This window comes from Alteromonas genovensis, assembly GCF_010500895.1.
GTDB lineage: Bacteria > Pseudomonadota > Gammaproteobacteria > Enterobacterales > Alteromonadaceae > Alteromonas > Alteromonas genovensis.
On record NZ_JAAAWO010000006.1, the window covers coordinates 43122 to 57244 of the forward strand.

A 14123-nucleotide genomic window follows, 5' to 3' on the forward strand; every position below is an offset into this window, starting at 1 on the left:
GTAATGCTGACTTTCCAAATGAGTATTTTAAAACTAAAAAGGATTGTCAGCCAAATCTATTCCGGCTTGGTCATTTGGTAAATGATCACTTATTTTTTCTATCAGCACGTCGATATCCCAAGTAGATTGAATTAGCCATTCATTTATAACACTCAAACCACCGTTTGAATAATTTTCGAAGAGATGGATGCATTCAGCAACATTCTCATCTCTTAAGTAATTCATGTCTTTGTTTGTTAACAAGCCAAACATGAATATTATATTGTGTTGGTCAATCCGTGAGTTTTTTGTACTGCCCGATCCTGAAAACGTGCCTAGCACTATTGAAGTACTATTTTTTGTGTCTACAGCCTCTGTTTTCTCGAGCTTTTTGCCAACCATTGCGGCAAAAACTATCAGGTCCTTAATATTATCAAAAACCTTATGCTCTGTAGATTTCTTACCATCCAGGCTACCGTAACATAATAAATCTACAACGTTTTTATATTTATTGTTTCTTCTGACCTGTTTATTATATAGATCACTAGTTAATCCCTTCACGTTACATCCTCCACGACGGTCCTATCGACATCACAGTTATATCTAGAGACAGCTCTTTTTTCTCCTTTTACGCTCAAGTAGTCTATTTCTTTATCTCTTTTGTCACTTGTTTCTTCAAGTATCAGTAGATACTCTTTTCCAACCTTTGATCTAATTTCCTTGTCCATAGCCTTTGACCACTGGCTTGACGATACAAGAAAAATTACTTGTCTCGCTTGCTTCGGTAACTCGCTTACCACGACATTCCGATATTTATTGTCAAGAACGCCGAATGGCGCATCAATAAGCAATGGTGCTACTGTAGCAGACGACAAAATAGGGTCCTTAACATCTCTTCTGCTTGCAGCAAAATTTATTAGAGAAGATGTTATTGTCAAATTGAGCAATAAATTTAAGCCATCACCTTGGCTTACCTTGTTGTCATATTTATCAAGTAATTGGAACGAAAAATTAGATGGCTCGACTTTAATCTTGAAGTCGTGACGGGAAAATCTATCTAGCGACTTATTCACTTCGGTTAAAACATGTAACCGTATATTCTTTTCCGTTTTTCCGAGATGGCTTTCAATAACCTCAGCAAGTTCCTCTACAAATAACTTTTTAAGTTGCACGGCAGAGAGGGCATCATTGTTAGGCGTTGCATCTTTTAGCTTTCTTTCAAGCCCAGCTTTCAACGCGCTATTAGTCTCAATACTACCTTCTAATTTGCCGATCGACTTATCAGTAATGCTAACGTCGTTTAGAAGTTTTTTCTTACTATTTTGAAGTTTTTGAATTCTGTCCTCTGGTATGAGTCCGATTTTTTCAACAATCTCCGCTAATTCTTTTTTCTTAACCGCTAATCGTTCATGCGTTTGTTGAAGTGTTTCGATGTTTTCTTTAATATTGTCGGCCGCTAATTCATGGAGCGTTTTAATATCCTGAATTTGAGCTCTTATACCAGAAAGGCGTTGCAGCAAAACCGGGTTTGCAGCTTGTGACAACATACCTGCGATTTTTTCATAAGCGTCTTTTTGACTAGCTAGGTCGTTGCCACAAATACACTCTTTTGCTTCTAGGATATCTTTAATAAATGTTTCGTTATATGGCTCAGGGAGCCGCCCTTTCAGTTCCGACTCGTCAATAAAGTCCTGAGAGGTAGAGGCGAAGTCATAGCCAAAAACTGCCCACCCATACCTAGCTATATTTGAAACCTTTTTGATATTCGCCGAACGAATATTTTTCTTCAATTCTATAATTTCTCGTTCTAATGAACGTTCTTTTTGTTTTAAATTTTGTAAGTCATGGTTATTAATTTGATCGAGCTGAGTTTCAACGTCTTGGAGTTGTTTTTTTAACTTAGGAAGTAGTTCATTTTTCCCACTTAGAGCTTCTATATCAATACTAAGGCTATCTTCAATGTCATCTAATTTCTGGCGAAGTTTTTTTGCTTCCCCGCTTGTATCTAACTCCGCGATTTTACTTCTTAGATTCTTGCTGAGGCTCTTTAGGTCAGTAATAAGACGATTCGCTACCTCAAAGCCCAATATATCTCGGATAGATTTGGCCAGGTCACTACCATTGTTCCCTACATTAACTGCGTTACTGCCCTCACCTTGAAAAAAGAAATATTCGGCCATCTCTTTGGGAAGGAGAGTATTAATAACAATAGTAGGGTCAGGCAGTGAAGAACCAAGAGTATCACCAGAATATGGGTATATAACTAGTTTTGATTTACGGGTCTTTTGATCGTAGTCCCTTAGGAGAAGATAATGCTTTTCATTTTCTTCAAATTCTATTTCTACGCTACAGCGCGATTTACCTTGCTTTAATGCAGTATTATTTACTAAATCTTTTTTATTTAAAAAGTTATTTGTAAATGTTTCAAAGAATGCCCATTTCACAGCATTAAGTATAGCAGTTTTTCCGACTCCATTTTCACCGCGTATGACTGTTACATTTTTTTCTTTCTCTGTGGCGAAATTTAATTCCACCTCACCGTAATATTGCCTAAAGTTTTTTATTTTTACTCTTTTAATTAACATTTTTTAGCTCACGATAGTTTTTCATTTCCTTATCTATCTCTAATTCAATTTTTTTATTTTTTTGAGATAATGTTCCATATATCGCCTGTCGTTCAATAACTAACAGTTTTTCAATAGTTCTGAAATATATGTCATCTTTTTTCTCCTGCATATGCTCTTCCTTTAACCTTTTTAACTCGCTAATTATATCATCCATAATCAAACCTCTTTTATATCAATATCAAATTGGCCCGCAATTCTTTCCGCTTCTTTTTGGCATTCAGGCCTATTAAGTGATGGCCTTACAAAGTCCATCACTCTTTTTAATTCTTTTTTAACTAGATCTTTAGTGCTACCTATTTCTGAATTTCTATCCGGCAAAACCACGAAGTCGTAAATAGTTGCTTCTTTTTTTCCAGAATACTTTCTGAGTATCCGTCCCCTTCTTTGAATAAACTGCCTACTATTAGTGCTACTAGCCATGATATAAGCCGTATTACATTGAGGTATATCTATTCCTTCATCTAGCACTCTCATGGACACAAGTGCGTCAATGTTTTTTTCAACAAAGCTATTCATTATCTCTAATCTAGCTTTACTACTCTCTTTGGAAGTAAATTTAGAAACTTTCCATCCATTTCTCCGCAGCACTGCAGCTATTCTTTCTAGTTCTGATTGGATAACTTGCTCATCATCTTCTGAGTTCGCTTTTCCTTCACCAGTGTAAAAAAGGGTATGAGATTTATCATCATTTTTATTGGCAATTAATTGCTTCTCTAGTGCATTCTCTTTATTACTTGCGTTTTGAACAACCTTGTTTCTTTCTCTGATTGCATTTGCCAGTTGCGTATTCCTGGATGAGCTATCAATACTCATTTGCCGACCAATTTCCTTTGTTAACTTTAAGTATTCTGCGTGCTCGTACGAAGTGAGGTAAACTTCTACGATATGATATCTATACGGAGTCAAAACTTTATCATCTAGAGCGTCTTCTAGTGTATATTCGGCAATTACTGGGCCGTAATAAGAGAGCAAGTAAGACTTCTCTGTATCGCGCTCTAAATAGTCTTCATCTTCTATGTATGGTGTTGCTGAAAGGCCCATTTTATATTCTGCTTGAGGGAGGGCTCGTGCCATGCTTTCTGTTCCATGCCTGTGGCATTCGTCGCCTATGAAAAAAATCGCGTTTGGACTAATTCTATCGATATGCTGTTTAAAAACTTTACTTTCTCTGAGTGTTTTATTTACAACAACTATCGATAAAAATTCAATGTTGCCTAGTAGAAGATTAGAAATTTTGTTTGATAATTCATTTTGCCATTTGTTTGTGGAGCCAAAGCAGCGAGTAGGCTGCATTCCAAAGATTTTGAGTTCTTTACACCATTGCTCAGCGAGTGCGACGTAAGGTACGGCTACAATCACGCACATTTTTCTTGGTTTCTTTGCTGCTTCAAAAATTTTGGCAATTCCATACATCGCGGTGATAGTTTTGCCCGCGCCAGTAGCTAACTTGAATAGGCCGTGTAAACCATTATTGTACCAATTAGCAAGCGCGTCTTTTTGATGCTGATAAACCCGGAAGGGGTTTCCTTGTATTTCGGTTGGTACGAAAGGATAGTTATGTTTTGCAAGTTCTGATAGCTCTTCTTCCCATGCGCACTCATCAATGTCGTACAAGTCTATGCTGCTGTTTGCAATGTAGTCTCTTGATATTTTTTCATATAGTTCGGAGGGCATATCTAAACAAAAGATATCTTTTTCTTCGTTACACCATAGCTTTTCAAAACCTTGCTGAAAATTTTGAGCAAATTCTTCATAGATTTCTTTTTTCCAATTTTTATAGACTGCAAAGGACTCAAAATTGAAACCGGGGTGGATGGCATTAGTCGTTTCATTTGCAGAACCATGGAACAATACCTTATTCCCTTTAGTATCTGTAATAATACCTACTTTTTCGTGGTACATTCCCTGTCTTTTAAACGCGAATTTTAGTTTTAGTTTCCCTGTAGCCACTAATAATGAGAAGAGTGCTAGCCTTTCTTTTTCAAGTTTTAAATCCGCAGCGCCATATAGTTCTATGAGGGAATTAGTTACTTTTTTGTCGATATGCTCTTTTGATTTCCCATGCTTTAGTGCTTCAAATTCATCTTCTGAAAGTGGAAAACCCACTATTAATCGCATCTGGCCATCATTCTTAATAATCGATGAAATCCCCTTTAAAGCATATGCGATCAATGCCGTTGAGAAATAGCCAACGGCACGGTCATAATATTTGGCAGTAGATAATGCTGGGATGTAGAAATCATTTAAGAGATCATCAGTTCCTGAACGGTAAGTTGATTTTAGCTCTAATTCTTTTAAGTCTTTAGTTGGCAATCAAAATCCCTTTATATAGCGTTAGTTATATACTAAAGTAGTAAATCTAAACCCTGTCGGGCTCACTAGTCAAGTGAGCTTTTATTTCTGTAGCTTCAAATTTTCAGAAATAGTGTTCTGATATTTTTATAAATTGTATTTGCTTACAAGACTCTTATCGTTACAATCTTTTTTTGGATAAACTCTCCAGTAGGTAATGAACTATGGAACCTAAATTCTCAGGGCACGAGACATTCCCTCTTAGATACGGGTGGCTTTATAAATCCGCTAACCTTTTGAATGAAAAAACAAAATTAAGTACCTCTAATAGTGAAGATGTTCAAGACGCTATCGTTGAGCTAGGCGTTGGCAAGAACATGGTCAGTGCTATCCGCTACTGGAGTGAAGCTTGCTCTGTAATAAGAACTCAGAAGAACGATGCTACTCAGAGTCTCACAGATATCGGAAAATATCTTTTTCTCTCAGCGAAGGCAGCTGGAAGTGATATTGGTATAAAAGATAAGAAAGGCGCTAGCGATCCTTTCTTAGAAAAAATAGGAAGTGTTTGGTTAATTCATTTTCTCTTGAATTTTGACGAAAATATTCTTACATCTTATCGCTACTTTTTTAATCTTTGCTCGATGCAAGTATTTGAAAAAGATAAGTTAATTTTCGATATTGCTAATGATGTTAATACCTTGTGTAGTAAGAGCGTTAACGCGAGCACTATAAAAAAAGACTTAGATTGCTTTTTACATTCTTACGCTAGTAAATCTTCATCAGTTGGTAAAAAAAGTACCGGCGGAGGGGAAGAGCATTTTGCATCACCCCTTATAGAGCTTGGCCTTATAAGAGACCTTGGAAAGGGGAGTTATTCATCCTTATTAGATGAAAGGCCTAATTTGCCTATCGAAATTTTTGCTTATGCAATGCTGCGTTTCATCTTTGAAATAAAAGGCGCGGTAACTGCTGGCTTTGATTCGATACTTTCCGACCAATGCTCACCTGGAAAAATATTTCGTTTATCTGAGCGTGGGTTAGGTGTATTGCTAGATGGTGCAGTTAAGAAATATCCAAATTTATTTAGTGAGACAGATACCCAAGGGATGCGTCAAATAAGATTGATGGCGTCGTTTGAAGAAAACGAAAACTTTCATTTCATTCTTGACGAGTACTACCGAGGCACCAAGTGATATCAATAAAACAAAACTATAAAAGCTCAACAAGGATAGATGGGGCGGTTGATAGTAAACAGTTCATCAATAACATTGTTTTACACGGTACCGCGCTCAGTACGTTAGACACGTTAGGGAAGGAAGTAAAAAATACTAGTCAAAGGTGTTTCACTCTTACTGGTACTTATGGCACGGGGAAGTCGACATTTGCCCTTTACATGTCACTTTTGCTTTCAGAAAATAAAAAAGATAGAGCGTTAGCAAAGCAAAAGCTAGCTGAGGTGTCGCCGTCCAGTACTTTTTCAGAAGACCTTAATGTTAGAAAAGGGTGGAAGGTTGTAAAGTATGTTTGTGGGCTAGGCTCTCCTGCAGAGGGTTTAGCTAATAGTGTCTTAAGTGCACTCGGAGAAGCACCAGCGGTTGTTGGTTGTTCAGACCATCAGTATGTTGAGCTAATCAAAACCGCTTTAGCTTCAGCTGCAAAGCGAACAGACGGAGTATTAATTCTACTAGATGAAATGGGCAAAGCACTCGACTATCAATCTCGGGAGCAAAAAGACTTACACTTTTTTCAAGAGTTAGCTGACGCTATAGAGAAAAGTAAAACACCTGTTGTGCTAGTTGGCTTTTTACATCAGTCGTTTGCAGAGTATGCACGTTCCATGACCTCCCACATTCAGCGCGAATGGGGTAAGGTACAAGGGCGTTACAGAGACATTGCCTATTCACCTTCAATTGATGAATCTCTGATTTTAATTGGCGAAACAGTGACTGCTGCGCCAGAGGTGAGTAAGAAAATAACAAACAAATATTCGGATTTGGTTAAGGTAGTAGCTACCCATCTCGGTAAAGAGCGAAATATATTACATTCGCTTGAAAGGGCATTGCCGATAGACCCCGTAGTTAGCTTACTTTTAGGTCCAATATCAAAGCGTTCTTTTTCGCAAAACGAGAGAAGCCTTTTTGGGTTTCTTGCATCAAATGAAAAGCTGAGTTTCAATCAATTCGTAAACAATTTCTACAACAACGCAAAAAGCGTTAGCAAACTTCATTTATATAGCGCTAATCTATTCTGGCAATACTTAACAGTAAACCTAGATCATATTATCTCTGCGAGTAGAGATGGCAAGATTTGGTTAGAAGCAAAAGATGCTTTATATAGGGCATCTTTAGATGGTAGCGAACTTCACGAAGCAATAACGAAGACCGTTGCGTTAATAACAATGTTTGGATATCAACATCAACTTTTTGCTTCTCGCGATTTTCTTTTAAGCTATTTTGAACAATTAGGTTATTCGAAAACCAAGGTCTCAAATGCAATTGAAGAACTTGAGAAGTGGAAGGTTCTAATTTACCGCGATACGCATCAGGCTCTTACCATTTTTCAGGGAAGCGATATAGATGTAAATGAGTTGGTTGCAACTACCGTTGAGGCAATTAAGGATGGTGTTGATTGGGTCTCAGAGGTTCAGTCTACCAAGCATATTTTAGCTTCTGCGCACTATCATAGAAAAGGCACAATGCGTTGGGCTGACATAAAACTGATAAACGAAAGTAGTGTAGGTGCTATCAAAGGACTTCCTGAAATTCCCCAAGATAACGAGCCCTTTTTATACTTTTACATTCCATCATCGCCAGCTGCATTAAATGCGCTTAGCGATTTAGTGGGTTCTCATAAGCGCATTGTATATGGTGAAACTTGCACTTCGGAAAGTTTAAAGTCACTTGCAATAGAGCAGCTGGCGCTCAAAAGTATCTTAAAAACAAATAAAGCATTAGTGCATGATAAAATTGCAAAAGAGGAAGTTAACGGCCGACTTCAGGCTAATGAGCGTGCTTTAGAAAGTGAGTTAGAAGGCATATTTAGTAAATCTAAATGGGTATATTGCGGCCGCTCATACAACGCAGAAAACTTAAGTTCATTAATTTCAACTTTTGCTGATGATATCTATTGTAAAGCGCCAACGATAGTCAATGAGCTAGTAAATAGAAATAAACCCTCGGGTAGCGCAAATGCCGCGATTAAAAAGCTAGTGTTTGCTATGGCTGAAAACTATGCTGAGGAGTTGCTGGGTCTTCCTGAAGACACCTTCCCTGCTGAAAAAGGGTTGTATTTTTCTTGCCTCAGAAACTTTGGACTTCATAGCGAGGCTGACTCTGAGTGGATATTTCCTGCTGAAGTAAGAAATGAGCTAGTCAACACGTTGTTTAGTGATACTCACGAAAATGTTGTATTAAAGGCTCAATCGCCGGTTTGGCTTTCTGATATTGATGATTTTTGGGCTGCGCCTCCTTATGGAATGACTAAAGGAATCCGGTCGATCTGGTTGATGGCTTTCGTACTTTCGCATTTAAAAGACTATGCTTTCTACGATAAAAACGAAGCGACGGGGGAGGTAATTTTCATTACGCAACCTGATGAAGAATTTGCTCTAAAACTAATTCAAAAGCCACAGAACGTTGCTGTTCAGGCTATTCAAATTGACCAAGAAAAAACCGCCTATCTTAACAAGTTAGCAGAAGCACTCGACTCAGTAACTGGCAAAGAGTTTAACTATTCGAATGAAGTAACGCCCCTTAGAATTGCCGAAGGGCTAGTTACATTCTATTCAAAGTTGTCGAATTACACGGTGATGACGAAGAATATGACTAAAAAAGGGCGTAAGTTCCTAGAGGTCACCAAGAAAGCCTCAGATCCCCATGAGTATCTGTTCAAGGCCATTCCAAAACTATTAAATACCGAGTTAGATAGTGTTGATGCTACTCAAATGACCGACTTGTTGAGCAATCTAAAAAATGCTCACACTGAGATGCTCGCTAACTTTGAATCCTCAATTAAAAAGGCCCTTGGGGAGGAAAGAATTTCAGTAGAGACATGTACGGCCGTTATAAATTTCACAGCAGACCACAAGTTAAAATCATTTGCTCAACGTTTGAGTGAGCAAACGGAAAATAGTACTAAGTGGGTTTCGAACGTTATCTCTTTACTGTCATCGAAGTCTGAGAAGAACTGGGACGATCTTGCCATTACTAAAGCACAGGCTGAATTGCCCGAATTAGTCGAAAAATTTAAGATATCGGCGCATAGGGCAGAGTTTAAAGACTTGAGCGCTGAAACAATTAAAAAGGACTTTAAAGTTCAGGTAAACGCCATTACTAAATCACTGGACGGCCTGGACAGTAATAAGAAAAAGGCGCTATTGGTTGCCTTGCTTGAAGAGTTTAAATAAGGAGATATTAAAAATTGAATTCTAAGAAAACGCTTCACGTTCTGGGACTTTCCGGTGGCAAAGATAGTGCAGCGTTAGCGATGTATATGCGTGATAATTATCCTGAACTCGATATTCAGTATTACTTCACGGATACGGGTAAAGAGTTACCTGAGGTAAACATTTTTATCGATAAGCTGAGAGGGTATCTAGGCAAAGAGATAATAGATCCCTATGAAGAAGTGTTTACGTCTAACCGTAAAAAGAAAGATTTCGACTACCACTTAGAGCAGCATAAAAATTACTTACCATCCCCGCAAGCGCGCTGGTGCACAATTCAAATGAAGCTAGTGCCATTTGAGCAGTGGGTAAAAAAGAAAATAGAAGAAGAGGGGTACGAAGAGATTGTATCCTATGTGGGGATAAGGGCTGATGAGCCAGCGCGTGACGGCTTTCTTACTAACAACGTTACAGAAGAATACATCACGATTAAAATGCCCTTTAGGGAAGATGGCCTTAATCGGCAGGATATTTTGTCTATTCTCCAGCAAGCCGACTTGTACAGTGACGATGAGGAAGTCCAAGCTTTTAGAGAACTAAAGCTGGGCTGCAATGGTGTTGAGCAAACGCTTCCGGAAGAGCTTTTAGAGCAGCATTTCGAGCAGCGTTTGGAACATATTAAAACCGATCCGAATCATCCATATTTTCGCTCTAATATAAGTATTACAACCCTTGCTAAGGTTGTAAGTGCAATGGACCAAGGTAAGCCGGGCTATTATGGCTGGCGCTCAAGAAGCGGCTGCACTTTTTGCTTTTATCAGCAAAAAATCGAATGGCTTCGCCTCATGGAAATTTACCCTGATGCCTATGAAGAAGCCAAACAATATGAGAAAGCAGCTGAAGACGAGAGGCCAGACGGGACGTTTTATTGGTTAGGTAAAGGAACACCTCTTTCTGTTCTTGAAGACGAAGAGCGAAAGCAGTTGATAGTGGATAACCATAAAAAACGTTACGATCGCTTTGTCAAAAAGCAAGAACGCCAGCGAGCTAGAAACCCGCTACAAAAAATTATTTACTTCTCAGATGTAGATGTAATGGATGAAATCTATGATCAAGCGGAAGGCGGCGGTGCTTGTGTTACTTGCTACAAGTAGCTTAGTCTTGATTTACAAAACAATGGAGCGCTTTCACTAACTCCACAATTGAGTTTTCCGATGTACTAAAGTCAAAGCTGAGCCTAATTGTTCGCTCAGCTTTGTCTCTATCAAAGCCTAATGACTTTAATACATGCGAAGCTTCAATGTCTTTCGATGAGCAAGCAGAACCCTGTGCTAGTGCAAATTTCTCTCTGTGGCTTAACAAAAAAGTCATAACATCTATTTCAGGTAATGTTAGTGACACTATTTGTGGAAGCCCACTCACACCGTTAACTTCGTACTTTATAGCCTTATCAACTAGTTCGCTTGTTAACTTATTTCTCAATTTGGAAAATTGCGCTGATTTAAACCGTTCTGGAAATATTTCACATGCTTTACCTAAGCTAGCAACAAGCGGGGTCGCAACCGTTCCGCCCCTTAATCCAATTTCTTGTCCAGCACCGTGAATGACAGGTGTAATATCGAGTTCTCGAGCTTCTCTGATGTAGAGAGCCCCTATACCTTTGATGCCACCAATCTTATGTGCAGATAACGAGAGTAAATCAACATTTAAGCCGTCTACATCAATGGCTAGTTTTGCAAAGCTTTGTGCTGCATCAGTGTGAAAATAAATATTATGTTCGAAACATGCTTCGCCAATTTCAGCGATAGGGTTGATTGTGCCTAATTCATTATTTACATGCATTATGCTGACTATTGCTGTATCGGCTCGAAACGCTTTAATTACCTCGTCTGCAGTAATTATTCCATCAGCGTTAGGTTTAAGATAAGTAACTGAGTAGCCAATGGTCTCTAGGTAACCGCATATACTGAGAATACACTTATGCTCAGCTTGGCTCGTTATTATGTGTTTTTTATTTTCGAGCAATTTTGAATTAAGAAGCCCTTTAAGCGCTAAATTGTTGGACTCAGTTGCTCCACTAGTAAAAACAATTTCACTAGGACTTGCGCCAATCATATCCGCGATAAGTTCACGCACTTTTTCTATCTCTTCAAATGCTTCAACTCCAGCTGCATGATCAGAAGACGGATTAGCTGAATACTTACTTACAGAATTGATAAACGCATCTCTAGCTTCATCTAGAACTGGAAAAGAGCCTGCAGAGTCAAAGTAAATCATTGCATACTGCTCCATATATTCTTGTGTCAGATAAAATCATTTTTGTTTTCCAATCTAGGTCCACTCTCTTCGTTGAGGTGATAATCAAAGAAATCCACATCTTGATCTGCCATTTTGATTTTTACACGTTCTTTCAACAACGGAGTATCTTGTTTGTCGAAGGCTTCATAACCTAATAGCGTTAGTTTACCTGATGTTATATGAATTTTAATAAGCTGAATATCTTCTAGCTCTCCATATAACTGCAGCGCAGAGCTAACGTAAACCCGAAGTAAGGGGGACAATAGATCAAGATATTTTTTGTGGAATGTCAGCGAATGCGGGTGGCCGAACTCCTCTGCTAAAACACTCTTGGGTAAGTCTTTGTTAGCCTCAATACACTCTTCCTCAATCAATTCTACGTCTGCTATTTTGAATAGTAAGTCTTTTGCTTGTTCTTGAGCGTTTTTATTTGTGTCGAAGAATGTTTTTATATCTCGCTTCGTTTGCTCAGGCTGATACCTATATGGCTTGCGCTTACCAAAATATCCTACCGCAAAATACACTAATAAATCTTCTACTCTCATTTGCCGGGCAATGTTTAACTCGTCGCTACCGTAAAAGCCTTGGCAAAGCCTAAACGCTTTTTTAAGAGTGCCTACTATTTCGATCAGTTCATCTGCGCGCTGATACTCTTCTTTGACGGGTGCCCTGCCTAATAGAAGGCATACTTTCCAATAATCTTCGAACAGCTCATCGTGCTTAGTAAATAACAGCTGAGTATTGGCTTCTTTAATATCAATGGGTTTGGATTTACGTTCCCAGGTTCGCTGTCGTTTGTGTCTGTTTTGAAGAAAGTCTTGTTCCAGGTATTTATCTTTAAAAACAAAATAAATGCCGGGGGCTACAGCTATGGCTGATTCATCGAGCGTAAGCTCAATAAACATTTTCAGCTCGCTTTGCGTGTAATATTTTTGAAAGGTTTTGCGGCTTGTGATTATGCCGTCTTTATAAGGCGTGAAGCGTGCAAGGTAACTTTCATTGGCCAGCATGGCTGAGACTACTAATAACTTGTCGGTAAGCTCCCATGCACCCTGAATTGCTTCCATGCGCTCATTGCGTTCTTCAATAACGTTTATAACAAAACCAATATTAACGAGGTCTGCGTTAACTTTTTCCGCATCGGGCAAAAAGTTAGGGTCCCACCCAAGCACGTCTAAACCGTGAGCTTCAAGTTCTCGCAGGTCGTCACCTCTCCCGCAGCCATAGTCAAAAATAGAGTACTGACCCTCTAAGAGACCGTGCTTTGCCAGTACTTTCATAGGGGCTGACAATTCGTATCTAACAATTGCGGTTTTGTCTCGTTGAATCTGCTTTTTATCTTCATTCAGCACAAGTGCTGAATTACGAAATAGCCTGCCATCAACTAACTCATAGCCGTGGGAATTAATGAGTGCTTCCCATGATGCTTTAAATCCAATATGACGAGAGTTTTCGTAGAGGCCTGCCTGTTCACCCTCTTCGGTTATTTGTTTGAATTCTTCATAATTAGGGTGGTTTGGTAAAACCATAGTCTCTTTACGATGCAAAATAGGCGGGTTGTCGTAATTGCTATAGTCAGTAACTTTATGTGCTAACTTTTCTAGGTCAACGGTTACGCTTTGCTTTAGCGCAGGGTAAGAGTCTTCAGTAAAAGTAGGGTAGTGAAGCAAGCTTAATGAAAACTGCTTTCGGGATAATTTCACTAAGTTCCATTGCTCACGCGGTATCTTAAGTGCTTTGCCTATGGCTAAAATAACGTTTTGGAGTTTAGCTGGAAGAGCTGTTAATCCACTTTCGTGGATATATATCGCATCAGGAAGTTTTTTACCAACAGCCAAATCTGAAACAAGTGATTTAAATAGTGTTGCGTCCATTACAATTTCTCTGCTAAATGCTTTGCATCTTCGCCAAAGGCTTTTGATGCAGGGTAGCGCCTACCGCTGTCACTTATTCCCATTACTTGTAAATGGTGCTGCAAGCTTTCAAGGTGGAAACTCACGTGAATTGGCCTGTCGTTACCGTAAAAGTAGATACGGTCGTAACTAAGGTTATTTACAATATAACGTACAATATCTGATGCAGCGACCCCTTCAATATAGAAGTCGCAAGCAGCGCCGCCTCTGCTGCAAATTTGGTTGCCTTTACTGTTCACTTCATAAGCCGAATGCTGATCCAGAGACGGAGCTGTGCCGCTAGGTGAGTTTTTTTGAATAAAGCTTTTAAGTGCAAATGAGGTAAATCCATAAGTTATTATCGGTGTGCCTAATGCCCTAGTCACAGGAATTAATATTTCGATAATTAAGTGTTCTATTGCTGTTACTGAGTCTTGCGCTGCTGGAATGTTTGGTTTAGAGAAGGAGTGCCTTGAAATATGCCAACTTAGCATTTCGTAGCTGATTGAGTTGAATAGTGAAGAACGTTCTTTGGTTAAAGTGTAAGAGGCTAGGCCAGGTACCTCTTCGCGGTGCTGTTCGGAATTTTTTTCTAAAATTTTAAATATTTCTCTAGATTTCCTATTGGGTAGCTTCATATTAATTAAGCCT

Annotated in this window: 10 protein-coding genes; 3 read left to right on the top strand and 7 right to left on the bottom strand. The window is 38.9% G+C overall.

Translation table 11 applies throughout. From position 1 onward, the window contains the following. Nucleotides 1-33: 33 nt before the first annotated feature. From GTQ48_RS09725 to GTQ48_RS09740, 4 genes are read right to left on the bottom strand one after another with little or no spacing between them, the layout of a single operon-like run. Nucleotides 34-540, bottom strand: coding sequence for a hypothetical protein (locus GTQ48_RS09725; protein ID WP_163106514.1), 507 nt, complete (start codon nucleotides 538-540; stop codon nucleotides 34-36). Continuing rightward, a complete protein-coding gene (locus GTQ48_RS09730) occupies nucleotides 537-2564 on the bottom strand; it encodes an AAA family ATPase (protein ID WP_163106515.1) in 2028 nt (675 codons plus the stop codon). Before GTQ48_RS09730 ends, GTQ48_RS09725 begins: the two co-directional genes overlap by 4 nt. After that, nucleotides 2554-2760, bottom strand: a complete 207-nt coding sequence (locus GTQ48_RS09735; RefSeq protein WP_163106516.1) for a hypothetical protein — start codon at nucleotides 2758-2760, stop codon at nucleotides 2554-2556. Before GTQ48_RS09735 ends, GTQ48_RS09730 begins: the two co-directional genes overlap by 11 nt. Nucleotides 2761-2762: 2 nt before the next feature. Beyond that, a complete protein-coding gene (locus GTQ48_RS09740) occupies nucleotides 2763-4919 on the bottom strand; it encodes a DEAD/DEAH box helicase family protein (protein WP_163106517.1) in 2157 nt (718 codons plus the stop codon). 203 nt (nucleotides 4920-5122) lie between these two features. Here GTQ48_RS09740 and GTQ48_RS09745 point away from each other — a divergent pair, with 203 nt between their 5' ends. The 3 genes from GTQ48_RS09745 to GTQ48_RS17535 are packed head-to-tail and all read left to right on the top strand — an operon-like array spanning nucleotide 5123 to nucleotide 10436. Beyond that, on the top strand, nucleotides 5123-6091 hold the full coding sequence (locus GTQ48_RS09745; RefSeq protein ID WP_163106518.1) for a DUF4007 family protein: 969 nt from the start codon (nucleotides 5123-5125) through the stop codon (nucleotides 6089-6091). Then, complete coding sequence (locus GTQ48_RS09750) at nucleotides 6088-9303, top strand: AAA family ATPase (RefSeq protein WP_163106519.1); 3216 nt, start codon at nucleotides 6088-6090, stop codon at nucleotides 9301-9303. The genes GTQ48_RS09745 and GTQ48_RS09750 overlap by 4 nt, the downstream gene beginning before the upstream one ends. Nucleotides 9304-9317: 14 nt before the next feature. Continuing rightward, a complete protein-coding gene (locus tag GTQ48_RS17535) occupies nucleotides 9318-10436 on the top strand; it encodes a phosphoadenosine phosphosulfate reductase domain-containing protein (RefSeq protein WP_203565181.1) in 1119 nt (372 codons plus the stop codon). A 1-nt stretch (nucleotide 10437) separates the two neighbouring features. Here GTQ48_RS17535 and GTQ48_RS09760 read toward each other — a convergent pair whose 3' ends face one another. Genes GTQ48_RS09760 through GTQ48_RS09770 form a run of 3 tightly spaced genes read right to left on the bottom strand, consistent with a single transcriptional unit; the run spans nucleotide 10438 to nucleotide 14110 of the window. Beyond that, nucleotides 10438-11559: a cysteine desulfurase family protein gene (locus GTQ48_RS09760; RefSeq protein ID WP_163106520.1), complete on the bottom strand. Its 1122-nt coding sequence runs from the start codon at nucleotides 11557-11559 to the stop codon at nucleotides 10438-10440. 26 nt (nucleotides 11560-11585) lie between these two features. Next, nucleotides 11586-13454 (bottom strand): DNA phosphorothioation-associated putative methyltransferase, encoded by a 1869-nt coding sequence (locus GTQ48_RS09765; protein WP_163106521.1) that lies wholly within the window; start codon nucleotides 13452-13454, stop codon nucleotides 11586-11588. After that, the gene (locus GTQ48_RS09770; protein WP_163106522.1) at nucleotides 13454-14110 is read right to left on the bottom strand and encodes a hypothetical protein; all 657 of its coding nucleotides are present in this window, start codon (nucleotides 14108-14110) and stop codon (nucleotides 13454-13456) included. Before GTQ48_RS09770 ends, GTQ48_RS09765 begins: the two co-directional genes overlap by 1 nt. Between the last annotated feature and the right edge of the window lie 13 nt (nucleotides 14111-14123).

Coding starts and splice junctions, on each gene's coding strand:
- GTQ48_RS09770 (WP_163106522.1), bottom strand. CDS start 14,110: ATGAAGCTACCCAATAGGAAATCTAGAGAAATATTTAAAATTTTAGAA.
- GTQ48_RS09735 (WP_163106516.1), bottom strand. CDS start 2,760: ATGGATGATATAATTAGCGAGTTAAAAAGGTTAAAGGAAGAGCATATG.
- GTQ48_RS09765 (WP_163106521.1), bottom strand. CDS start 13,454: ATGGACGCAACACTATTTAAATCACTTGTTTCAGATTTGGCTGTTGGT.
- GTQ48_RS09760 (WP_163106520.1), bottom strand. CDS start 11,559: ATGATTTACTTTGACTCTGCAGGCTCTTTTCCAGTTCTAGATGAAGCT.
- GTQ48_RS09745 (WP_163106518.1), top strand. CDS start 5,123: ATGGAACCTAAATTCTCAGGGCACGAGACATTCCCTCTTAGATACGGG.
- GTQ48_RS09730 (WP_163106515.1), bottom strand. CDS start 2,564: ATGTTAATTAAAAGAGTAAAAATAAAAAACTTTAGGCAATATTACGGT.